The organism is Wenyingzhuangia heitensis (genome assembly GCF_011762155.1).
GTDB classification, from domain to species: domain Bacteria; phylum Bacteroidota; class Bacteroidia; order Flavobacteriales; family Flavobacteriaceae; genus Wenyingzhuangia; species Wenyingzhuangia heitensis.
Genome location: NZ_JAASQL010000003.1, coordinates 245090 through 270973 on the forward strand (window position 1 = coordinate 245090; position 25884 = coordinate 270973).

Sequence of the window (25884 nt, forward strand, 5' to 3'; positions counted from 1 at the left end):
GGTTTAGTAGTAATCCCAAAAATCTACAGGATAGTTATTATGCTCCTTATAGTCATTTAGTTCTATTGCTTTTTTACGCATTTCTTTTTGCATACTTTCTAGCACCTCTTTGTATTCTGGTAAAAAAGCCAAGTTGGTAGTTTCCCAAGGATCTTTTTTAAAATTGAATAACAATGTAACTCTACTACCTGCTACAAAATCTCCTTGTTTTTTATGAGAATCTGGAGCTCTTACAAATTCTATTAATTTATAATCTCCTTTTCTAAAAGCTCTTTGATGTTGTCTATAAGCATGGTAGGTATAATCTCTTACTTGTGTTTTTTCACCATCAATCACAGGTTTTAAACTTTTTCCGGTTACAGAAGCTGGAATTTTAATATCTGCAACATCACAAATTGTTGGATAAATATCATGGATATAACTAAATGCATCTATCCTTTTTCCGTTTCCTTTAATTTTTCCTGAAATGATAAATGGTACGTGAACTCCATCTTCATCATATACGTTTTGTTTTCCCATTAAACCGTGATTTCCTACAGCTAATCCACTATCTCCAGACAAAACAATAATGGTGTTTTCATACTGTCCTGTTTTTTTTAAAGATTTGATTACTTTACCTATTTGAGCATCTAAATGTGTAATAATTGCATAATAATCTGACAATTCCTTTTGAGCAACTTTTGGAGTTCTAGGCCAAGGTGCTAGTGCCTCATCTCTAAGAAATAAATGTCCGTTATCAAAAGGATGCTGTGGCATATACGATGGCAACAACTTTATTTTCTTTTCAGGGTACATATCCTTATATTTTTTAGGTGCTTGACGAGGATCATGTGGGGCATGAAAAGCCAAATACATAAAAAAAGGTTTTTCTTGTTTGTTTTTTTGGATATAATCTATGGCTTGACTTGCATATATTTCTGAAGTATGAGGTCCATCTTTTTCTGTATTGATAGGTCCTTTTTTTTCTTTAGGATCTACAGATCGTTTGACCACATTCCCCTTTTTATCATACACATAAATATAGGCATCTTTTTTAGCATACTTTCCATCTGCTCTCCAATCCCAACAAGGCATTCTGTAATGATCTGTTAAATAAATACCTCTACTCATAATGGTAGCACCACTATTAAACATTCTTCCTAAAGATTGGTTGTCTTGGTGCCATTTTCCAACAATATGAGAGTTGTACCCTTCTTTTAAAAAAGTTTCTCCTATGGCTACTTGCTCTTTAGGAATTACACTTCCTATACCATTTAGATCAAACATTTTTCTACCGGTAAGTAATTGTGCTCTACTTGGCATACAAGTAGCACCTGTATAAGCCCCCATTAAATAGGTGTTGGTAAAAATTAGTCCCTCGTTTGCTAATTTATCTATGTTTGGAGTTTTTACGTCTTGACCTGCCAAAGCGTGTATTCCAGAATACCTGTGATCATCTGTATAAATTAATAATACATTGGGTTTTTTAGACTTGTTTTGAGCGGTAATTTGTAGTGATACAACAAGCATCAACACAATTATTTTAAATAATTTTCTCATGTTAGTTTACATTTATTTTTACAACTTCTTTTCGCACATCTTGATTGCGCAATGTGAAAGAAATATTGTTGGTTTCTAATTTTTCTATATGTCTAGCATACAATCCGTAGGCTGGTGTGGCTCCTAATTTTGTAAATTCTGGATATTGTTCTTCATTTTCTGGAACTACAATTTTTGTATCTTTTTCAGTTCCGCCTCCAGGCAAACTTACATTTACATTTTCTATGGTTATTTTACCTAATTTATGATTGGGGGTTCCTGAAAAATAAAACCCTGTTGTTGGATTCATTCTTAACTCTTTGTTATCTGAAACTTTGGCAGTAATATTTTTAATCACAACATTATTAATACTTCCTACTGGTTTTCTTTCTGCATTTCTGTACACCAATCTACGTTCGCACAAACGAATAAAAATGGGCATTTCCACGTTTTCCATTGTAATGTTTTCTATTAGAATATTTTCTACGTTGGCACCATCTGCACTTAAAATTTTAATTCCACCACCTCGGGTATCGTATACGTAACAATCTCTAACGGTAATGTTTTTAAAATCTCCCATAGATTCTGTACCAAACTTAATAGCTCCCCATTCGCTCTTTATTTTACAATCAAAAACTTCTATATTATTTGTTGGTTTTGGACTAGTAGATTTAAAACAAATGGCATCGTCACCAGAATCTATATCACAGTTTTTAACAACTCCGTTGGTACTTGAATCTATATCAATAGCATCGTTATTTCTGTTAGCATGGCTGTAAATAGAAATACCATCAACCTCAAAATTATTGCATTCTAAAAAGTGTAAAGTCCAAGCTGCGGGTTGACGTAAATGAATGTCTTTTAATTTTACATTTTGTGATCTAACCATTCTTACCAAAAAAGGCCTGTTAGACAAACGAATGTTATTGTTAACGTAATTATTCGTTTTAGATATTAGCCCTGATAAATCTGGCTTCACCTCTGTTAATCCTAATCTTTTTAATGTTTCTTTTACTTTTTTAGGAGACAACATTTTTCCATGACCATCTATAGTTCCTTTTCCACTAATAGAGATATTTTTAACATCTATAGCTCCAATAAAACATTGCCCTCTAAACTGACCTGTCGCATCAATAAATGGCTCTACAATTGGATAATCGTTTGGGTTGATACTCCCTAATAAAGTTGTATTTTCGGTTATTTTTAAATCTACATTATCTTTTAGTAGTAAAGTTCCAGACACAAACACAGCTCCATCTACAAGTACTGTTCCTCCTCCTTTTAAAGTACATTCATCAATTGCTTTTTGAATTGCTTTGGTATTTATGGTTTTATGATCATCTTTTGCTCCAAAGTCTTTTACATTCCACACCATTGTTTTTGGTGCACAAGAAAACAACAAGGTTGCGAGTAAAAATAAAAAGTGAATTGATTTGATTTTCATATAGTAATTGTTTGTTAGATTCATTTTTAGGTTAGGTCTAAATTTAGATACCTAGGTTTCTAATTCTCTACAAATAAAAAGCTACATGATTAAATATAAGGGTAATAAGCAGGGTAATAAAAGGGGTAATTCTAACTAAAAAACATATGTTCTCTATTTTAAAGAGGTCAAAAAATCATCAAACGAAGTTTTAAAATCATCATTAAGAACTGATTTGTAATGATTTGAGAAATTTTGATACACTTTTAATGCATCTTGTTTTTTTCCTAAGTGTAACAATGATTTTATTTGATAGGCTAAAGCTACTTCGTTTAAAGAATCTATACTAAAACTTAGTTTTGCTACTTTTTGTAATTGTTCCCAATTTTCTTCTTCAATATATTTTTTGCCTTGCTCTTTTAATTTTTCTAAATTAAAATCGTTTAACTGTGCAATAATACTATCAAAGGAATTTATTTTTATAGCATCACAAAGTTCTAAACTTTTAAAAGGATAGGATACTATTTTATCTATAGACTCCTCATAAAAAAATGGCAAATCAATAAAAACTTGATCGGATATTTCAAACATCCATTCTCTGTTCTCATACTTTAAAACAATCTCATCAAAATTAGCTAACAGCTTTCTTAAACGGTGTATATTGGTTCCTCTGTTGTTTTTTTGCTGAGCAGCATTGTCATTCTCCCATAAAATATTAGAAAGTTCTTTAGAGCTTATTTGTCTATTTGTAAGTTTTGGAAAGACTAAAACAAGAACAAACAATCTAATTAAAGTGGGTGTAAATTCGTAGGAAACATCATTCCCTTGTTTGTCAAAGGCTTTAAATTTATCAAAAAAGTAGAGAGCGTTTTGTTTAGAAAACTCAGTTTTTAAAGACAAACTAGGCTCTGTTTTTTCAGCTCTTTTTCGTTTTGATTTTTTAAACACAACAAACCACAAAACAAGTCCTAGAGCTAAAACAAACCCAACACTATAAATTATGCTATAATTTGGTGCTTTTTGTTGCTGTAATAAATCTGCTTCTAGCTTTCCTTCATAAACATCTCTTATTTCCTTTGGGGTTAGTACTTTGTTCCACAATGCAAACTGACTCATTTGACCTGTAAAATAATCTTCCCACAAACTTTTTCCTATTTCTAAATAATTTTCTTTTCCTGTATTTCCCACAATGGCTTTACTATCTATACACTGCCCGTTTATATAAAAAACAGCTTTATGATTGTAATTTATAGTGATAGCTGTGTGTACCCAATCTCTCAATTTTGTTTTGGCTTTAGCACTTTTTGTATTAAACATCATGGGGATGTTAAACCATAAACTTTGTCTTAATCTATGAAATCGAAAAGAAAAATCTTTATTTCCTGCTATTCCAACAGCTTCTTTTTGATATTTTGTTTTTACCCAAGCACTTATTGTAATTTGGTTTTGAAAGTTTACATCTTTAACTCTTAAATAAGAGTCTTTATTTTTAAAATTAGCCACATCTCCTTTTACTGGATCGTTTATAAAACGAACTTGATTGATGTTTTCTACGGTTTTAGATGCTGACGAAACATCTTTTAAACTTCCATTTAAGGGTAAATAAACTTGAAGTTTGTTGCTTAAATTTGCCTGTAGCAATGTAGCTTGATACTCTTCTTTAAACTGCTCCTCATTAAGACAAGTATCCCAAATTTTTAAGCGATCAATACAACCTTCTGCATTTACTCCATACTTATCTTTCCCTACAATTAAATCAGAAACTGGATATTGCCACCATGTTGATGAAATTTGTTTTTTTAAAACTGCTTCGCCGTTGTAATATATGATTAAATACCCACTACTATTTAACGTAAAACCAATGTGTTGCCAAATATTATCACTTAATATACTGGCGGTATTAACATTGTCTTTTAAATAATGATTGAACTGAAATTTTCGGTTAGATAAGTATCTAAAATAAAAAAGCTCATTTTCTCCTAAAAGTGTTCCTGAATGGATTTCTAAATCTTTGGGTAAAAACCAAAAACTTAAAGAAATTTCCTTTTCTCTTTTATTTTTTAAAGTTAATGTTTTGTCTGATTGAGACATAAACCTTGCTACTTTTCCTCTTACAACATCAGAGTCATAAGGAGCTAAATTATTGGTGCTATTCTGACTTAGTGTAAATAAATCATCCGAATAAAAGGGAACAGGTTGCTCTAACTTTTGAGCACCTAATTTTGTATTTAAAATAAATATTAAAAATAGAAGCTTTACAAATTTCATAAACCAACAGCCAATTTTAGCTCTACAAGATAAAAATAGTTTTTATAATATAAACTATATTCTTTATTCTGCCTTTAGCTCTAGTTGAGCTAATCAAAAAACGCTACCTAAAAAATAGATAGCGTTTTTTTTAAATGTTTTAATTCTTATTTTATCAAATCATACTAGAAATAATCAACAATGCTATCAATAGTTTTGTGTGGTACATTTTATCTTTTATGTAACAACCTGCGTTCCCAGTCTTTTACAATTTCTTCGTAATTGGCATCTACACTTAAGCCTGGCTTTTGTTTTGGTAGTGCTTTGTTATAATATACTCTTGATCCTTTTTTTGCTCTCTCAATAGTAGCTTCATCTTCTAAAATCATATTTTCCTCATACTCTTTTAAGTTTGATGATAATTTTTGAAACAACTTTTCTTGAATTTTTCTACACGATTTATCTCCTGCTAAATTATTAAACTCTGAAGGATCTTTTTTCAAATCAAACAATTCAAATTCTGGCTTGGTCTCTGCCATAAATTGATTGTATGGAGCTTTTAACTCTCCTTTGCTATGCAAATAATGATACAACGCAAAAGCAGGATATTGTAGTTTTTTATAACTTGTTAATTGCATCCAAGGTCTATCATAAGTTCTGTTCCAAATTAACTTGTAACGGCTATCAGTAATACTTCTTAAATTTTCTGCAGCATCTCCGGCTCGTTGTCTAAACCCGTAAACGTACTTACGTTTGGTTTTGTTTTTTCCTAAAAACACTTTTCCGTGAAGCGGATATGGAGTTTTAATTCCACTAACAGCCAAACTAGTAGCAGCAACATCTACCAAACTCACCAAACGTTTGTCTTTTTTATTGGGCTTTAAATGTTCTGGCCAACGAATAATTAATGGAATTTGCAATCCTCCTTCATACAAAAACTGCTTGTCTCTTAAATGCGGACGACCGTGATCTCCAAAAAAGAATACAATCGTATTGTCTGCCAGTCCATCATCCTCTAATTTTTGTAAAATTTTTCCTACAATGTCATCACAATGCTGAACAGACTCTAAATACAAAGCCCAATCTGCTCTTAACAAAGGGTAATCTGGATAACAAGCTGGCAATCTTACCTCATCTGGATTTACAGGATTCTCTTTATCTCTAGAAAAAATTCTGTGCGGATATTTTATTTGTACTTGTGCAAAAAACGGTTGTCCTTCCTTACGTTGATCCCAATCTGTTCCGTCATAATCTACTTTTGTGGTAAAGTTGTAATCTCTTTTTCCTCCCTTTTCTAACATGGTTAGTCCACTACCGTTACTAACAAAGTAACCAGCATCTTTAAAAAATTTTGTAATGGGCTGAATTCCATCTGGCAACTCGGTCATGTTTAACGTACGATGGTCTAAGCTGTTTACTGCCGTAGGATACATTCCCGTAATTTGAGACGATCTACTTGCAGAACAAATAGGAGCATTGGCATAAGCATTGGTATACAAAACTCCCTGTTTTGCCAAAGCATCTATATGCGGTGTTTTTACCACAGGCTCTCCATAACAAGCCAATTCTCTTCCCAAATCATCCGAATTGATCCATAAAATATTGGGTTGTTTTTCTTGTGCTTTTATTTGATAAGTGACAATTGCCAACATCAAACATAAAACTTTTACTATCTTTTTTTTAATATTAAATCTCATATCTATTATTTTTCTAACCAATATTGATACGCATCTTTTAACTGCTTGTACGCTTTCTTTTGTTCTCTTGTTTCACTTACAATTCCCCATTCTCTAAATCCAGATTCTGGTGTTCCTTTGTAATCACTTCTATAATCATTGTAACTCCAAATAGAAACTCCCGTTACATAGGGATAGTCTTTTAACTTGTAGATGTACTCTACCAATTCGTCTTTTAAAACAGCATCGGGAACAGGACCTATTTGCCCTTTTCCTATTTCTGATATAAATATGGGTTTGTTCGGAAATCTATCGTGTACTTTTTCTACTATTTTCAAGGCATTACCATAGCTGTTTACACTTAAAAAATCTACTTTTTCATACGGTTCTTTTCCAACCTCTCCTCCCTGATAAGAAGTATTACTTACATAAGTTTTTAACCTTGTTGTATCTAAAGAAGTGGTGTAATCAATCATTTCGTTTACATAAGTATATTGACCTTTGGTTAAGTGTTGTTTTCCCCATTTAGGTTGATCTGTTCTTAACTCATTCCCTACACTCCAAGCTACTACAGATGGATGATTAAAGTCTCTTTCTATCAATCTTTTCATCCATTGCTTTGTTATTGAATTGTTAGGTCTTGAGTTAGGATCTTCTGCTCCCCAAACCGGAATTTCTTCTACCAACAACATTCCATTTTTATCGCAAAAATCTAAAATGTTTTTAGACAAAGGAGCATGCATTAATCTAGAAAAATTAGCACCCAAAGACTTAATGTCTTTCATGTCCTTTAAAATTAAATGATCAGGTTCTGTATTTCCATAATCAGGATGATCGTGCACTCGGTTTACTCCATTCATACGAACAGCATTGTTGTTTAAAAAGAATTGCTCTCCTTTTACTTCAAACTTTCTAATTCCAAAATTATCGGCAACTACATCTTGTACATTTCCGTTCACCACCAATTCACTTTGTAACTTGTACAAATTAGGATTGTTAAAATCCCATAATTTATAATCGGATAAATCTTTTTGGAATTTTACTATTTTCTCTTGTGTAGAGTTTGCAGGTACGCTTATTGTTTGCACTGCCATCTTTTCTCCATCTTTAATATTTGATTTGATGTTGACAGTCGCAGCAGAACTTCCTTTATTTTCAATCTTGTATTTAATCGTAAAAGACACTTTGTTATTCTCAAAATCTGGTACAGAAGAGATGTGTTGATTCACCATTCTAAGCTCTTCATCAGCCAACAAAGAGACCTCTCTACTAATTCCTCCCCAAGCCCACCAAGCTCCTCTACGGATAGTGTTATCAGCCATGACAACCAATGAGTTTTCTCCGTCTTTGTTGATTTTATTTGTAATATTAAATTCAAAAGGCAAATAACCTCCTACATTTTTTCCTAACAACTCTCCGTTTAACCAAACCTTAGCCGTTTGGTACACGGCTCCAAACTTTAACCTAATCTGTTTGTTTTCCCAATTTTTAGGAAGCGTAAAGTTTTTTTGATAATACCCTTTACCCACATACGTAGCATAACGCTCTTTAGTGTCCCAATTACCTGGAACTCTTAGAGTATCCCACTCAGCAAAACTATCTTGCACAACGTTAGCTTCATCTAGATTGTTAGATGCTAAAAATTGCCAAACACCATTTAACGATATGGTTTTCTGATAAGAATTATACACCTCATAAGTCTTATTATTGGCACAAGATCCAAACAAACATGTGATAAAAAGTAAACTTAAAAATTTACGCATTTTTTCTATTTTTCTTTAGTAATTTTAATAGGGATTTGGATATTAAAAGAGTGACGAATATTGTTTGTATCAATGGTATCTGCTGCACATAACAAAGCAATAGGCTCTCCATTTTCTCTAAAAACTTGTGGTCTTTCTAAGTGATTAAACTTTGTGGTAGTTCCATCTTCCCATGTCACCGTTTTGTCCGAAATTTCAAAATTCTTTGCTTTATCCCATTTAATTCCATCTTCAGAATCATAATGCACTAAAGAGAAAATTCTCTTTTTCCCTTCAAATTTGATACGTTTTACAATCGCTCTGTATTTTCCATCTTGATACCAGATATATGGATCTTCTGCAGGAAAACGTTCTCCTTCAAACACAAACACAGGATCTGGAAACTTTTTAAAAGGTCCCGTTGGAGTATCTGCAATTGCCACCATATGCACTACAGGTCCTCCTGCTGGTAACGGAAACTTTTTACCTACAGCTTTGTATACCATTAGTATTTTTCCATCTTTCATTTCACAAACAGATGGGTTTGATGTCATTAAAGCATCATAAGCATTTTCATCTTCATGGTTAATATCTAATACAGGTTTGTCCAACCTCGTCCATGGTCCATTAGGATTGTCTGCAACTGCAACACCAATACGCTGATTGTTTCTATGCTCCCAGTTAATTTTTGCTTTTCCTGGTACGCTTACAATTTTTTTGTTTCCTGTATTCCCCATATGATACAGATAATATTTTCCTTTCACTTTTAAAACAACAGGGTTGTGCGTAGTAGTTCCATCCCACTTGTTATTGTCTCTTTCTCCTAAAGCTACATCGTGAAATTTAAAAGGTCCAAAAGGAGAGGTTGATGTTGCGTGGGCTATTTCTGAATAGTTTACCCATTCCCAACCTATGTTTTTTGGCCATCTAGAATAATACATATGATACAATCCGTCTTCTCCTTTTACCAAAGTTCCTCCCCAAACACTTAATCCGTCTTCTTTAAAAACTGAAGTTTTAGATACTTTTCCGAATTCTATTTTATAATTTTCTATTCGCTCTTCTTTTTTTTCTGATAGAGCTTTCTTTGGCTTTTGAGCGCATGATGATACTAATAAAATAGCTGCTATTACACTTAATATTCTTTTCATTGGTTTATGATTTTATTTATTTTTGGGTACTTGATACTGTACTTTTAACTTTAATAATTCGTTTTTTAATTCCTTTATTTTTTTCTGATATTTTTTGTTATCATATTCATTTTTCATCTCTTTAGGATCTTTTTTTAAATCGTAAAACTCCCAAGCATTTATTTGATAAAAATGAATCAACTTATAACGTTTGCCAACAATTCCTTCATGCTTTTGTATTTGGTGTCCTGCAGGATATTCATAATACTGATAATATAAATTCTCTCTCCAGTTTTTTACTTTTTTGCCTAAAAACAAAGGTTTTAAGCTTTCCCCCTGTATTTCTTCAGGAATTTTCACATTGGCAAAATCTAAAATAGTAGGAGCATAATCTATGTTTTGCACCAAATCTGTGTTTACCTGTTTGGCAGGAATTGTATTTGGACAATAAGCTATTAGTGGAGTTTTAAAAGCCTCTTCATACATCATTCTTTTATCGTACCATCCGTGCTCACCTAAAAACAATCCTTGATCAGATGCATATATTACAATGGTGTTTTTGTCTAATTTTTGGTTCTTTAAAAATTCCGTTAATCTCCCCACATTGTCATCCACAGATTTTACACAACCTAAATAATTCTGCATCATTCTTTGATATTTCCATCGCACCAAATCTTTTCCTTTTAAATTTGCTTTTAAAAAAGCTTCATTTTTAGGGTCAAAAGCTTTGTCAAATATTGCTTTTTGATCTTTTGACAATCTGCCATAAGCTCTTTTCCATAAAGCTCCTTCAAAATCGTTATATCTATCTGGTGTTTTACCTTGTTTACTCCAAACTTGACAATACCAACCCATAGGCATTTTTTCAACAGTCATATCTGTTTCTCCTGCAGCTAAAGATTTGGTTTTATAATTGTCAAATAAGTTTTTAGGTTCCGGAATATGTACCTCATCAAATGTTGTTAAATACTGTAAAGGAGGAATCCAATTAGAGTGTGGAGCTTTGTTCCCTATAATCATCATAAAAGGTTTGTCTTGATCTCTTTTTTCTGAAATCCAATTCATTGCTTTATCTGTAATTACATCGGTTACATAACCTTTTTCTATTGACTTTCCTTTTGGTGTTTTAAAATCCGAATTGTAATAATCTCCTTGTCCAATTAAAATATCCCAATAAGAAAATCCGACAGGATCTGATTTTAAATGCCATTTACCAATTACTGCGGTTTCATATCCTGATGTTTGTAAAACACTTGCTATGGTAGGTTGATTTCCATTGAATCTTTCTTTTAAAGTAATTACTCCGTTTTTGTGACTGTGTTTCCCTGTTAAAATAGTTGCTCTAGAAGGTGCACAAATAGAATTACCTACATAACTTCTATCAAACCTAATTCCTTCATTGGCCAATTTATCAATATTGGGTGTAGGGGCTATTTTAGCAAACCGATCTCCATAAGCACTAATTGCTTGGTAAGCATGATCGTCTGACAAGATTAAAATGATGTTTTTTTGAGCTGTAATCTGAGTTGTTACAAACAACATAAAAAAACCTGTTATCTTTAATAAATTCATTCTCTATTTTTTTATAGCCTCTATAAAAGAAGTATCTTTTAATTCTTTACCTCCACCATTACGAACTCCGTTTTCCCACAACCAATCTTCATCAAGAATACTGTTATGTCTGTAGTATCTAAAAAAATCAAAATCTGTTGCCAAATCATTCATCGTATGTGTTGTTGTTCCTTCTTCTACTTTCTTAAGAATATAGCCCGCAACAATATTTCCTAGCACCCAAAAAGTAGGTTGTCTGGCATTTTTACCAATGGTACTTAGGGTATATTTTTTTTCAGGAGTAGTTACATCTTCTTCTACAAAATGAACAACTCTTTCACCTATGTGTTCCCATTTTCCGTTTTTCCACTGCCATAATTTTATATATTCCGGAGTATATTCAAGCCCTAAAGTTTGCCATTCTGGAGCATAGGTTTTAAAAGGACCTTTGGTCATAATTGCTTTTTCGGCATCTTTTCCTTTGGTCACTACTTTACGAGTTTTTCTGTAACTATCTGTTAATCTTGCAGGAGCATCACTACTCCAACCATTGGCTCCATTTTCCCATTCCATAAAATCTATTTCTGTCCAAAACTTACTCTTCGTAGATTTTCTTTTATCGTCTGAATGGTGATTGGTTACACCACACCAAACAGATGGATGCCAAATAGATCCTTTTTCTTTAACATCAGAAGTATTAAAACCTCTAAACCTAAAACGTACTGTATAAAAACCATAAAAAGCAGATGCTTTGTTTACTATTCCAGCTGTTTTAGGTACTCCGTTAGGAGCAGATGCTTTTATGGAAATATATTGAGTTCCATCTGCATCTTTTTCAATTACCACTAATGACTCATCGGTATCATAATTTTGAATAGAAGCTCCTCCAGAATTTCTTCTAGACCATTTATTCGTATCTAGTGAGTTTGAATTGAATTCATCAGAAACACTGTTATCTCTATACGTTGTATACTGCTCTCCATTTTTATTGGGAAGTTCTTTAGGAGTTTGGGCTTTTGCACATACAGATATCAAAAGACATCCTACAAAAGCAAAATAATTCATATTCATTTTTTATTCGTTTGGTTTGTTTTTTTTGAAACTATTTTTACTCTACAGATTTCAATCCTATTTCTACTGTGTTAGACCATTCACTACTTTTTCCTGCTACTTCTCTTTTTATTTTAATATATATAGGTGATTTTACACTCTCGTTTAAATCAATCGTCATCATTCCTCTTACGTTAGAGGTCATTTTATTTTCTAAATTTTCTTTATTAGTTCCATAAGCAACCGTATAATTTTCATCTTCAAAATCGCTAGAATATCCTATCACTAATTTTTGATCATCCATAAAAGAATGCCAAATAACTGGTGGTAACAATTTGTTTCCTAATGTAACTGTAACTTCCTCAGAAGGAGTACTCTTCCCTTTGCTATTAACTGCTGTCAGCGAAACTTGGAACGGAGAATTAGACAAGCTATCTATATCTATAAAGTTTGAAATAGTAGGTTGTGTATATTGATAAGCACCTGTTTTGGTTTTATATGCTGCAACGTATTCTTTTACTCCATAAGCTTTGTCAAAATAAACTCTAACTCCTTTGTTTCCTGATATCACTTCTTTAATAGTTGGAGTATTAGGTACTTTAAAGAAGGTCTCTTTTTTACCTCTTTCATATCCTAATGGGTTTACAATTTTTACTTTTAACAGGTATGGGTTGTTAAGCGTTTCCCAATCAATTTTACCGCTCCAAGAAGCTCCTGGATGTAATGTTGGCAACGCAACTTCTTTTTCTAACAATACGTCTCCTTTTTCTGATGAGAATGTATATACCAACTTATAATCCTTTAAGGTATAGCTAGGATAATTAGAAGTTTCTTTTGTTGTAATCTCTATAGATGTTGATTTTTTAGACAAATCAATTTCTCCTAAATTTAAGATCTTTATAGGACTATTTTCTTTTTGAAAACGATCAAACAAACGTCTTTTTTGTCCCCAAACATTTATCACACCCCAAACTCTATTTTCTTCTGCAGAGGTTCCTCCGTAACTACTTCTATAATCATTAAACGTCCACATAGAAGTACCAATTACAAATTCGTTTTTACCTCTGTAATGTTGGTTCCATTCTGAAACAATAGGCTTATCTCCATCTAAAGAAGCCGTTGGATAAGGATCAAATCCATATTCTGAAATAAACACCGGTTTATTTGGCCATTTTTCTCTTAACGTATTTAAAATCTCTTGTGGTTGTCCTTGCCATCTATACATGTTGTGCATAATGATATCTACATGTGTATTAGGATCGGTTTCTGGAGTATAGGCTTGTTTTTGACCAGAATTACTTACACAAGTTAATAACCTATGTTCATCTAATTCTGTACGTACATAATCCATCATGTTTTTAGCATAGTCGTAGTGCAGTTTTAATTCGTTTCCTACACTCCAACCAATAATACTTGGATGATTTAAATCTCTCTCCACCATTTCTTTTAACCATGATTTGATTAAAGGATATTCTGGTGCTGTAAATTCTGCATTTTCTAGATGACGAACGTTGACTTCTTCAAACAATAGTATTCCTTTTCTATCGCACAATTCAATCAATTTTTCATTTTGAGTTCCGTGCATAATTCGCATAAAATTAGCTCCCGAAGCTTTCATTAAATCAATATCTCTTTCTAAAATCTCTAACGGTTCTGAAGATCCAAAGTAACGGTTCTCGCTCACACGGTTAAAACCTCCTGTTCTAATAGGTTCTCCGTTTAATAACATTTGAGATTTTGTCAACTCTATTTTTCTAATTCCAAAATCATCAAATTTAGAATCTAAACTTCCGCTAGCATCAGAAATAGTTGTTTGTAAGGTGTATAAATGTGGAGCATCAAAATGCCATAACTTTACATCTTTCGCTTTTAAACTTCCTTTTAACACAATGGTTTTTGTGCTATTTGCAGCTACCTCAACACCCTCTTGAGATAAAGTAACATCTGCAATTTCTTTTATTTTAGAAAGTACATCTATCGTTCTTGTTTTATTAGAATTGTTTTCTAGACGAACTTTTAAATCAATGGTTGCCGTTCCTTTTTCTAAATCTGGATCTGCATGAATGTATTGTAATTGAATGCGAACATCTTTGTCTTTTTTAATGGTCACATCTCTAATAATTCCTCCCCAGTTCCAGGTAGCCCCAACAATAAAATCGTTATTAACCTCTACAGCTATCACGTTTTTGTCTCCAAACTTTACATAATCTGTAATATCTAATTCAAAAGGAGTTAATCCTCCTCTATGCTCACCCACTAATTTTCCATTTAAGTAAACCTTTGCTAAATGATAAACAGCTCCAAACTGAATACGAACTCTTTCGTCCTTTTGCTGAGACCAATGAGATGGTAGTTCAAATGTTTTACGATACCAACCTATTCCCGTATAATTTGAATATGAATTGATCATTCCCCAATGACCCGGAACTTTTAAATTGTGCCATTTGGAATCATCATGAGAGGGTAAAAATATTTTGCTTGGTAAATCTTGAGCTTCTTCAAAAGCTTCTTTAGAAATAGACTGAAACATCACTGCATCGGCAGGAACTTGTCCTTCTGTAGTTGCCGTAATTTCAATATAGTTATCATCTTTATTATCAAACTGAAAAATCCCCAAACTGATCCACTCGTTACAAAAAGTTCTTGAGCTTACTTTTTTTGAGGACTCTCCATTTTTATGTTTTACGGTGTACAACGCTTTGTTATGACTTGCATAAGGATGTGTTATAAAAGCCTCATAATACCCCGACTTTTTAAAATATGGATGAAAACGAACATAATTATCTTTACTTTCACCGGCTTTAAAATTTTTAACCAAATAGTCCTTTTTATAAAAAGTAGCTCCTTTGTTCTCTTTTTTGCTTTTTTTCCAATTTCCTTTTATTTCAACATGCTTTTTATCATCATTATCTATAATAATATTTTCTGATTTTTCTACAACATTTAAGTAGTTATGCCCTTGTCCATAAATGGTATTAAACTTCCAATTCCCATTTAAAGAATATGCTTCTTCTGGCACAATATCATCTTTTTTAACTACTGACTTACATCCTAGTAGTAATGCGAATACTAATAAAGTTATACCCTTTATTAAAGATTTACTTTTTTTGTATGAATACATTTTCATCTGATAAAATAGTTTGGTTTCTTCTAAAAAAGACTTTTCGCCTTTTGGATACCTAAAGATAGTTTATAGCTTAAAGAAAGTGTTGAAATACTGTCATTTTAACACTAAAACCCCTTTTTTTTCAACGGAAACGTTATCGGAAAGAGAACTATTTAACTATCTATAATTTAAGTAAAAAGCATAAAAAAACCTTGTAACTACTTTACAAGGTTTTTATTTAAATTAACTGCTATACAAAAGACATTTAGTCCCTCTATAGTTTTTTACTTTTTAATGCTTTTTTTCTAACTCTTTTTTCCTTTGATCTTTTCCATAATCATCGGTATACAAAGGTTGTTTTTGATGAACATTTGCCTCTCTGTTAAACAGCGTAATATATTTTTGATAATTATTATATGTTATTACATTTTTAGCCAATTGCCTGTATTGTTTATCATACACTTTTCTCATTTTTTTAAGTTGCTGTTTGTATTGAGAGTCCGTAGCATGATTCGTCATTTCTAATCTATCTTTTCCTACATAAAACAATTCTTCGGTAGGCTTCATTCTATGATCTTGGTATTGCCAATAAATATATTTCCAATCTTTATTTACCACTGCCATTTCCTGAGTCTCATCACTCCCCCACATATTGGTTAACATTACATTACGATTCTTAAATTTTGTTGGTTTTGCTATTATTTTAACAACACTTAATCCATCCATATTTTTAGGGATTTTTACTCCCGCATATTCTAAAATTGTAGGAGCAATATCTATATTGGCCGTTACTGCACTAATCTTTATAGACTGTTTTTTTGCTCTTGGATCAAAAATAATAAATGGTGATTTTGATGCTTCTTCATACGGCAATACTTTCCCTCCAAAATTATGTGCACCACAACTGTAACCATTATCACTTGTGAAAATAATAATGGTATTATCTGCAACCCCTAGTTCTTCTAATGATTTTCTAATCATCCCTAAAGAATAATCTACTCCGTGTATTAGCTGATTGTATTTTTTTATAGCCGTTTGATAATTTTCTTCAGAATCTCTCCAAAACTCATATCCGCTATACTGTCTACCAGATTTGGATTGAGCAGACAAATGTTCTGCGTTTTTAGCTCCATAGTTTTCTGGTTTTTTATATTTTTCCCCCTTGTACACATAATCAAAATATGTATCTGGAGTAAAAGGCAAATGTGGTGCTTTATAACTTATAGACATGCAAAAAGGTTTCCCTGTACTTTTGCTTGTTTTATAAAATCATGAGCCCAAGCCGCATATGCTCTAGAACTATGCGGGTATTTTTTCGCATATTTGGCTATTGCTTTATTTTTATCTGTTTTGTAATGAGTCTGACCAATTCCCCCTGCCCAAACATCAAATTCTTGTCCTGGCAATACTTCTTGTGTTCTCTCATTCCAATTAGTTCCATTGTCTACAGCAAAACCAAATTTACCTGCAAACCCAGTATAATAACCTGCTTGCTTTAATAAAACAGGATATGATTTAGTAAATTTCTCTTTTGGTAAAGGTCCATGTAAAAAATTACAACCTGTTTTATATTCATACATACCTGTCATAATAATAGCTCTACTTGCCATACAAATAGAGGTGGTATTGTAATGATTCTTAAACAAAACTCCTTGTTTTGCCAAATTATCCATATTAGGAGTTACTACTTGAGTATTTCCATAACAACCTGTAGCAATACTTGTTTGATCATCACTTAACAAAAAAACAATATTGGGTCTTGTTTTTTTTTGAGTGTATCCTAAAGAAGTACAAGCCAAACTTATTACTATTATAAAAAACTTTGTAAAATTCATTATTTCTGATTTTTATTGACAAACAAATCTAATCCTCAAATTAGTTCCTTTGTTTCACAAATGTTTCTAGAGACAACATAAATGATTTATAAACACACAATCCTCTATCCATTCAAGATAAAACTCCTAAAGACTTTGTTCTTTGGGAGTTTTACTTTGAAAGAGTAGTTACTTTTTACTTGATTTTTTGTTTTTGGGTTTTTGCTGCTACTTTTGCCAATTTCTTGGCTTTCTGTTTGGCTTTATCTTTTACTATTTTCTTTTTATGTGCTTCAGAAAGAGGTCCGTTTTGTGCTTCATCAAATTGATTGAACCTTGGTAAAATACCATTTAAGTAATCACGTTCTTTAATCAACTCTTTGTCTGCATTTTCCCAATCTTTTACTTCAGGAAAACTAATTAAATCCGATGGATACTCTCTTACATCGTACCACTTGTCCAAACCATCTTTTAACACTTTTGTTCCTCTAATAATTTGTAAATTATCTTTGTACCCATACACCCAATCTCTATGTGTTTTTTTATTGGTTGTTAAAAATGGCATTAAACTTTTTCCGTTAATTTCATAATCTTTTGGAAATTCAAACCCTACTAAATCAGCAATCGTGGGTAAAATATCAGATAGGTTTACCAACACATCTTGCTCTCCTTTTTTGGTAAAATTAAATCCAGGTCCATACAGCATAAACGGTACATGTGTTCCTTTTTGGGAGTCTGGACTGTTTTTACCGTATTTGCTTGAACCGTTATCCGCACAAAAAATAACTATAGTATTATCATCAATATTTAGTTCTTTTAACTTTTCTAAATACAACCACATTTGATAATCTAAATAGTTTACGTGTGCATGAATTCCGCTTTCTGATAAAGAATTATGCGTATCGTACACTCCTTTTCCCCCAGTAATATTTGGTTTTGTTTTAATATACTTTCCGTTTTTCCAAGTAATTTTTGGAGTTTCAATCCATTTGTATTTATGCTGTTCTGGGTTTAAATAATTCATAGCTCCATGTCCTAAATGCGTAGTATGGTATACAAAGAAAGGTTTGTCTTCTTTTGCCTTTCTTTCCATAAAGTCGAAAATAAAATCTAATTCTACATCGGGTCCATAGGTATTTACTCCGTATTCTTTTTTAGATTTTTTGGTATTTGGCCACCATTCAAATTGTTTTTTAGAGGATGGGTGATTCATTAACATTACATGAGGTTTCCAGTACCAACTAGAAGAAGCATAATATGAAAAGTCTAATGGTTTTCCTGAGTCTAGGTTGATCAGTTCTTTTTTTCCATTTACTTTTTTTTGTTCTAACGTAAAGTTTGAATATGGATTTTCTCCAATTTCTGTAATAGCCGATTCTCCTGGAGTAAACACTCCTTCGTCAAAACCAAAATTTTGTAAGTTTTTATTACGCATTTGACTTTTTCCAGACCAAATAGAAGCATAACCTCCTTTTTTAGCCACATGACCAATAGTTAATGGAGAACTTGCAAATAAAGGATAGGTTCCTAAATTCCCGTCTTCATCGGTATACTGTCCAATGGTTTTGTTTCCCCACCATTTGTGTAAATGCGGATATCTACCTGTCATTAACATAGCTCTACTAGGAGAACAAACCACAGAAGCCCAAGCCGTTTTTACATACATTCCTTCTTTTGCTAATTTATCTAACACAGGAGTACTAGCTCTTAAATTAGGATCTTGAGAATTTTTGTTTCCCATAGCAGAACTCCATGTATCTGATTTATAAATGGGGAATTCTCGTGCACTAATATCATCAGCCAACACCAAAATAATATTAGGTTTTTTCGTTTTCTGAGCCATTATTGATAATGTAGCTAGAAACAGTAACAAGGTTATTTTTTTCATCTTTTTAAATTTAAACATTATTTATGAATCATCGGGAACGTTTCCGACAGCCCTAAACCTAAAGAACCTGTAACTTTCGCTACAGGTTCTTTTTTAACTTGATTTCTATTTTAATATTTTTCCTTCTTTTTATTCTTATTCTTTTTAGCTTGTTGAGTTGCTCTTTTTTTAGCTTTCAACGCTTTTAATTTTTCTTTTTTTAAAGCCTCTTGCTCTTCTACTTGTTTTTTATGTTTTTCTGTTAATGGACCATGTTGAGCTGTTTTGAATGTATTAAATTGAGGTAGAATTTTTTCCAATGCTGCCTTTTCTTCTTTTAACTCTTTAGAAGCATCATTCCAATTGTTAATTTTTGGATAAGAAATTAAATCCGATGGTGTGTTACTTACATCATACCATTTATTAAACCCGTCTTTTAACACGCTTTTACTTCTAATAATTTGCTGTCCGTCTTTGTAACCATAAATCCATTCTCTGTGTTCTTTTTGCTTGGTGGTTAAGAAAGGCCACAAACTAACTCCGTTAATTTCGTAATCTTTAGGAAGACTAACTCCACCAATTTCTGCAATAGTTGGCAGTACATCTGCTAAATTTACCAATACATCTTGTTCTCCTTTTTTAGTCAATCCTAAACCTGGAGCGTATACTATAAAAGGAACATGTGTTCCCTTTTGAGACTCTGCACTGTTTTTACCATATCCACTTGTTCCGTTATCTGCACAAAAAATAACAATAGTGTTTTTGTCTATTTTTAGATCTTTTAATTTTTGCAAATACAAAGACATTTGATAATCTAAATAGTTGATGTGATTATGAATTCCTGGTTCTGTTACTGTACCATGTGTATTGTATACTCCTTTATCTCCAGTTACATTTGGTTGTGTTCTTGTATATTTCCCATTTTTCCATTCAACTTTTGGAGTTCCAGGCCATTTTGTATGAGTCTGTGGATTAAAAAAATCAAAAGCATCGTGACCTAAATGTGTAGTATGATACACAAAGAAAGGTTTCTTTTCTTTGGTTTTACGCTCCATAAAATCGAAAATAAAATCCAATTCTACATCGGGACCGTAAGTATTTAAACCGTATTCTTTTTTAGATTCTTTGGTATTTGGCCACCATTCAAATTGTTTTTTAGAAGATGGATTGTTCATTAACATTACATGAGGTTTCCAATACCAACCAGATTGTGGATAGGTAGCAGCTTTTTCTCCTGTATCATTATTAATCACCTGTTTTTTACCATCAACTTTTTTCAATTCAACTTGAAAATCAGTGTAAGGATTTTCCCCTTCCATAGAAGATTCCCCTGGAGTAAATACTCCTTCATCAAATCCGTATTTATTTAAGTTAGGATTACGCATTTGCGATTTCCCTGCCCAAATACTTGTGTAACCTCCTTGTTTTGCTACTTCTGCAATTCCTAAAGGTGAACTTTCGTAAAAAGGATACGTAGCAGGTTTCCCCTCTTCATTAGTATATTTTCCTGTGGTTTTATTCCCCCACCACTTGTGTAAGTGTGCATAACGACCTGTCATCATCATGGCTCTACTAGGAGAACATACTACCGCAGCCCAGGCAGTTTTTATATACAAACCTTCTTGTGCTATTTTATCTAAGACAGGAGTGTTTGCTCTATACTTTACATCTTGTGTATTACCACCTGTGGGTGGACTCCAAGTGTCTGATTTGTAAATAGGCATTTCTCGTGCGCTAATATCATCCGCCAAAACCACAATAATATTTGGCTTTTTATTTTTTTGTGCAACTAACAAACTGGTAGTTAACAACAATAGAAAACTTAATTTTTGAATCATTTTATTACTTTTTATTTCTTAATTGATGGGATTATTTTTTTAGGAATGTCCGCTTTTTTATCATCTGATCCTTTTGCAAAATTGCTAATATTATAGGTATTTGCTTGTCCCCAATCGCACTCTACACGACCATCTCCTAAAACAATACTTCCTAATTTATTACGGAACCAATCTGCTAACGCAATGTATTCTTTATCATTTGCTACATTATTTCTTTCCTTGGTATCTACTCGTAAATCATACAAGGCCATTTGCACCTCTTCTCTTGGAGCTTCTAAACCCCATTTTACATCAACATTTGGCGGGTACTTTTTACTTGCTTTACCTCTATGTGCTCTTGTTTGCATAGAAAAAGAAAAGTCTTTAGTTTTTATATAAGCCCTTGGTCCGACTACGTGATTTATTTCTCCTATAATATAATCTCTCTTTAATTTTTTATCCTTTAATATCGTTCCCATATCGTACCCGTCTAAAAAATTAAATTTAGGCTCCGATAAATCTGCTCCACCAGCAGCCAATAATGTAGGCATTACATCAACATATTCTGTAAACCCATCATATACTTTACCTGCAGGATATGTTTTTTTGTCAGAAGAGACTACAATAGCGGTTGTGTGCGTAGACAAATCCCAAGGAGAAAACTTTCCTTCTACTCCTTGCTCTCCTAATTGCCAACCATGATCTCCACATACGTATACAATTACATATTCCTGTTTGTGTTTTTTACTATATGCTTTAAACTCTTGAATTGCCTTTCCAATCAAGTCATCTCCGTAGGCACAAAAAGCGTAATAATCACGTATAGCTTGTTGCTTTTCTTCGTATTTTAAACCGTCAATTTTAGTTTTTTTATAATAATCTTGTAGTTGCTTCGGAAGTTTTTTCAATTCTTTTTTATCAAACTCAGGAATTTCATACACCTTGTCTTTAAAACGGTCTCTAAACTCTTTTGGTGGCATTACCGGTGTATGTGGAAAGTGGAAACTCAAGTTTGCAAATATAGGTTTACTTGAATCTGCTCCTTTAAACTTTCTTCCACTTAATATTTTATAGCTTTTATTTTCATTTTTTAAATACGATAAAAACTCCGTAAGAATATTTCCATCTAATGTTTTACCTGCGGGCATAGAATTTACACCTCCAATAATCATGTCTGATGTACTACGTGTATATGCATATAAAATATCTAATTCTTTTTCTACTTCTGCTTTTATCTTTTTCTCAGCATCAGAAATGGTTTCTTTTCTAGAAAACGACTTATGAGTTCCATCAGGATAATAAAAATTAACTCTATCATCAATTTTCTGTCCTTTTCCGTCTACTTTTCCCCAAACAGAAGTATTGTCCCAATCTGTATTTCCGGTACGTCTTAAATCTTGTCCATAATCTACATATTGTTGATAATAGCCCATTTTTTCTTTAGGCGTTTTAGATTTGTATCCTTTTAAACGCACACCTGTTTTACCAAACAAAGCAGTTTGATACCCTTGATCTTCCATTGCTGAAGGGAGTAATTGATTAAAAAAATCTGGATTGTTATGAAAGTATTCAAATCCATAAACTCCCGAACGAAATGAATATTTACCCATAATTAAACCCGCTCTTGAAGGAGCACAACCTGGGGATTGACAATGCATGTTTGGAAACACCACTCCTTCTTTTGCCAAGGCATCTAAATTGGGTGACTCTACATATCCTAATGGGCTTTCTTTAGTCCCTGTTTTAATTTCGTTAAAATAAGCGTTAGAATCCATTCTTTGATCATCTGTCATTATCCAAAGAATATTTGGTTTTGTTTTTTGAGCTGTTAATTGCAAGCTCAAAACCATGAGAATTAGCACTGATATTCGTTTTTTCATAATACACCTTTTAGTTTAAGTAGTGTTAAGACTTTTTTTTAGCATAAGGTTTAAATAACAACTCTCTTATTAAAAACACGTATGATTTGACATAGAACACATATGATTTTATAAAGAAAAGACCCCTAGTATTTACTAGGGGTCTTGAATGGTTTTAAAAAAATGATTATTTGTTTTTATCTCCTGCTATGGCTTTGTTTATGATAATATTTCGCTTTTTTTCTTCTCTATTACAGTTAAATAAATGAGCATCTTCCCAAAGAGGTTGTGCATTGTCTTTTGCCCATTTTTTATATTTAGCAGTTAACTCTGCCACCACTTTAGGATGCTCAGATGCAATGTTGTTTTGTTCTAATTCATCTTTTTCGATATCAAATAAGTAGGTATCTTTTTTGTAATACGAATAGATTAGCTTGTAATTTTCATCTCTTACTGCATAGCCTTCTCCACCAGAATATTGCCAAAACATAGGTCTCTCTTTTAAGGTTTTGTTCTTTTTAGTTAGAATAGATGTTAAATCAACTCCATCTATTTTTTTAGATGGAGGAGCCTCTATATTTGCTGCTGCCATAATGGTAGGAAAAATATCTAACGCTATAATAGGCTCTTTATATACTCTGTTTCCTTTAATTTTTGCAGGCCAAGTAATGGTAAAAGGTTCACGTATTCCTCCTTCAAACAACATTCCTTTATGACCTCTGTACGGATAACTACTTGCTCCATGGCCATGACCTCCGTTGTCACTATAAAAAATAATTAAAGTATTTTCATACTCTCCTGTGTCTTTTAATTTCTGAATTACTTTTCCAATTCCAGCATCCATACCTACAACCATAGCGGCATAAGCTGCTCTTTCTCCATCTTCTATATGCGTTACTTTATCTGTATACTCTTTGGTAGCTTGTATAGGTGCGTGTGGTGCATTGTAAGCCAAATACATAAAAAATGGTTTTTCATTTTTTGTATACTTATCAATGTAATTCACAGCTTCGTTAGAAAAATCATCCGTCAAATAGGTCAATTCATTTTCTGGAACCAATTTTCCATCTCTCATTACTCCCAATGCTCTATTTTCTGGAGTTGTTCTTCCCCAATAGTTAAATCCACCTCCACTAAATCCATACCAGTCATCAAAACCTCTTTGGTTGGGTAAAAACTTTTTTGCATTTCCTAAATGCCATTTCCCAATGGCACATGTCTGGTAGTCATTTTGCTGTAACAATTCAGAAATCATCAACTCATCTAAAGGCAAACCTATTACAGTATCTTCTTCTTGTTTTTCGTTCTCTGGGTTATTTTCGTGTCCAAACTTTTGTTGATATCTACCTGTTAGCAACCCCGCTCTACTTGGGCTACAATAAGGATGAGACGAATATCCTTGGCTAAAAATAATTCCATCTTTTGCCAAAGCATTTAAATTGGGAGTAGGAATGTCTTTAGCTCCGTTAAAACCAACATCTCCCCAACCCTGATCGTCTGATAGAATAATTAATACATTGGGCTTTTTTTGAGCCGTTGCAACGGTAGCAACAGCTAAAAACAAAAACAAACTTATTTTTTTTAAGGTCATTATCTATTTTTTATGATTATTAATGATTGCAATTTAAAGGTATACTTATACTTTAATTGTAACATACGTCTCTATTAGAAGTATATATGATTAAAAAAGCATCGCTGTAATTTATACAACGATGCTTTTTTTATACTTATGTGTTCTGTTTATTTTAATTCTCTTACCCAAATATTTCTATAACTAACGGGACTACCGTGGTCTTGTAACTTAATTGAAGCTTTGCCGTGTGAATTGTATTTTGGCACTCCTCTATATTGTGTAGGGCCTTTGATAACAAAATGATCTTGAACTAAAATTCCGTTGTGTAGTAAGGTTAATGTTCCTGGTTTCACCAACTTATCTCCATCAAACTCTGGTGCATGATATATAATATCATACGTATTCCATTCTCCTGTAGCCACAGATGCCTTAGCCAAAGGAATAGATTGTTTGTATACAGAACCCACTTGACCGTTTACATAGGTATCGTTATTATTATTGTCTAGTACCTGAACCTCATAACGACCTTGTAAAAACACACCGCTATTACCTCTACCCTGACCGCTTTTTACAATTTTACTAGGAGATTTCCATTCTATATGTAGTTGTACAGATCCAAATTCTTTTTTGGTCTGAATGGTTGCATTTTCTTTGGTACCTCCATTGTGAATGGTCATGCTTTTATCAGCCTTGTTTAATTTCCAGGTAGTTGCTGTTTTATCATTTGAGGATTCCCACTCTGTTAAGCTACTTCCATCAAACAAAACAATAGCATCACTAGGGACACCTTGTTGACTGTAGGGTTGTACTGTAGGAGGAACTGGCTGGTAAACTTCTGTATCTTTAGGGTCTGCCAACTCTTTGTTTTGTGCATTTATGCTTAGCATTCCTAAAAATAATATTGCTAAAAATTTTATTTTTTTCATCTAGTTTATTTTAAAGAATTGATCCAAGCGGCTAACTTTAAACCATCTTCTTTGGTTACAAAAGACAACGGAGCCATTGGTGTTTTATATTCTGGCCAATTCTTAGGTTCTGGTTTGTAAATTAATTCTAAAATTCTTTCATTAGAATAATTACGCTTTGCAATCTCTTTAAAAGCAGGTCCTACTAATTTTTTATCTTTTTTATGACAACCAATACAAGCATTTTTAAGTAATAAGGGTTTAATTTCTTCATCAGATAAAACAACTTGTGTTTTTTCTTCTGTCTTTTTTTGTGCTTTTGCATTCATAATTACCAATAATGCAAAAACCGAGGTAATGATATGTTTCATATAACAATGTGCTTTTTAGTGTTAAAATTATTTTCTACAACCAATAGAGGTTTTATATGATACTCTTTAGTTTTAATCTATAAAGATAATAACTACTGTAGTAGTCATTTAAAATTTTCATAAAAATCTTATTTATTTTTTAAAAAATCGTTTGATATTAGCCAATGAATAATATTGAACACATTAAAACAATAAGTTTAATACTTTTATCACAAACATACTTATTCCGTAATAC

Annotated in this window: 17 protein-coding genes; all 17 read right to left on the reverse strand. The window is 32.5% G+C overall.

Features of this window, described 5'->3' with window-relative positions; translation table 11 throughout:
- Positions 1–3: 3 nt before the first annotated feature.
- Positions 4–1539, reverse strand: coding sequence for a sulfatase-like hydrolase/transferase (locus tag FHR24_RS11900; protein WP_167188964.1), 1536 nt, complete (start codon positions 1537–1539; stop codon positions 4–6).
- Between the two features lies 1 nt (position 1540).
- Positions 1541–2962: a glycoside hydrolase family 28 protein gene (locus FHR24_RS11905; protein WP_167188967.1), complete on the reverse strand. Its 1422-nt coding sequence runs from the start codon at positions 2960–2962 to the stop codon at positions 1541–1543.
- A 153-nt stretch (positions 2963–3115) separates the two neighbouring features.
- Positions 3116–5209, reverse strand: coding sequence for a LamG-like jellyroll fold domain-containing protein (locus FHR24_RS11910; protein ID WP_167188970.1), 2094 nt, complete (start codon positions 5207–5209; stop codon positions 3116–3118).
- A 209-nt stretch (positions 5210–5418) separates the two neighbouring features.
- On the reverse strand, positions 5419–6885 hold the full coding sequence (locus FHR24_RS11915; RefSeq protein WP_243846548.1) for a sulfatase family protein: 1467 nt from the start codon (positions 6883–6885) through the stop codon (positions 5419–5421).
- A gap of 5 nt (positions 6886–6890) precedes the next feature.
- Positions 6891–8627, reverse strand: a complete 1737-nt coding sequence (locus FHR24_RS11920; protein WP_167188974.1) for a glycoside hydrolase family 2 protein — start codon at positions 8625–8627, stop codon at positions 6891–6893.
- A gap of 5 nt (positions 8628–8632) precedes the next feature.
- Positions 8633–9757 (reverse strand): glycoside hydrolase family protein, encoded by a 1125-nt coding sequence (locus FHR24_RS11925; protein ID WP_167188977.1) that lies wholly within the window; start codon positions 9755–9757, stop codon positions 8633–8635.
- Positions 9758–9769: 12 nt separating this feature from the next.
- Positions 9770–11308 carry a sulfatase family protein gene (locus tag FHR24_RS11930; protein WP_208412345.1) on the reverse strand — a complete coding sequence of 513 codons (1539 nt, stop codon included), beginning with the start codon at positions 11306–11308 and terminating at the stop codon, positions 9770–9772.
- Between the two features lie 3 nt (positions 11309–11311).
- Positions 11312–12358, reverse strand: coding sequence for a LamG domain-containing protein (locus FHR24_RS11935; protein WP_167188980.1), 1047 nt, complete (start codon positions 12356–12358; stop codon positions 11312–11314).
- 37 nt (positions 12359–12395) lie between these two features.
- Positions 12396–15464, reverse strand: coding sequence for a glycoside hydrolase family 2 TIM barrel-domain containing protein (locus FHR24_RS11940; protein ID WP_167188983.1), 3069 nt, complete (start codon positions 15462–15464; stop codon positions 12396–12398).
- 270 nt (positions 15465–15734) lie between these two features.
- Positions 15735–16673, reverse strand: a complete 939-nt coding sequence (locus tag FHR24_RS15570) for a sulfatase-like hydrolase/transferase (protein WP_208412346.1) — start codon at positions 16671–16673, stop codon at positions 15735–15737.
- Positions 16664–17278 (reverse strand): sulfatase-like hydrolase/transferase, encoded by a 615-nt coding sequence (locus tag FHR24_RS15575; protein ID WP_208412347.1) that lies wholly within the window; start codon positions 17276–17278, stop codon positions 16664–16666. The genes FHR24_RS15570 and FHR24_RS15575 overlap by 10 nt, the downstream gene beginning before the upstream one ends.
- Positions 17279–17453: 175 nt before the next feature.
- The gene (locus FHR24_RS11950) at positions 17454–19145 is read right to left on the reverse strand and encodes a sulfatase-like hydrolase/transferase (RefSeq protein ID WP_167188986.1); all 1692 of its coding nucleotides are present in this window, start codon (positions 19143–19145) and stop codon (positions 17454–17456) included.
- A 110-nt stretch (positions 19146–19255) separates the two neighbouring features.
- On the reverse strand, positions 19256–20962 hold the full coding sequence (locus tag FHR24_RS11955) for a sulfatase-like hydrolase/transferase (RefSeq protein WP_208412348.1): 1707 nt from the start codon (positions 20960–20962) through the stop codon (positions 19256–19258).
- Positions 20963–20973: 11 nt separating this feature from the next.
- Positions 20974–22821 carry a sulfatase-like hydrolase/transferase gene (locus FHR24_RS11960; RefSeq protein WP_167188989.1) on the reverse strand — a complete coding sequence of 616 codons (1848 nt, stop codon included), beginning with the start codon at positions 22819–22821 and terminating at the stop codon, positions 20974–20976.
- A 166-nt stretch (positions 22822–22987) separates the two neighbouring features.
- Positions 22988–24391, reverse strand: a complete 1404-nt coding sequence (locus FHR24_RS11965; RefSeq protein WP_167188992.1) for a sulfatase family protein — start codon at positions 24389–24391, stop codon at positions 22988–22990.
- A gap of 149 nt (positions 24392–24540) precedes the next feature.
- On the reverse strand, positions 24541–25299 hold the full coding sequence (locus FHR24_RS11970; protein ID WP_167188995.1) for a 3-keto-disaccharide hydrolase: 759 nt from the start codon (positions 25297–25299) through the stop codon (positions 24541–24543).
- Positions 25300–25304: 5 nt separating this feature from the next.
- Positions 25305–25649 carry a c-type cytochrome gene (locus tag FHR24_RS11975; RefSeq protein WP_167188998.1) on the reverse strand — a complete coding sequence of 115 codons (345 nt, stop codon included), beginning with the start codon at positions 25647–25649 and terminating at the stop codon, positions 25305–25307.
- Positions 25650–25884: the final 235 nt, after the last annotated feature.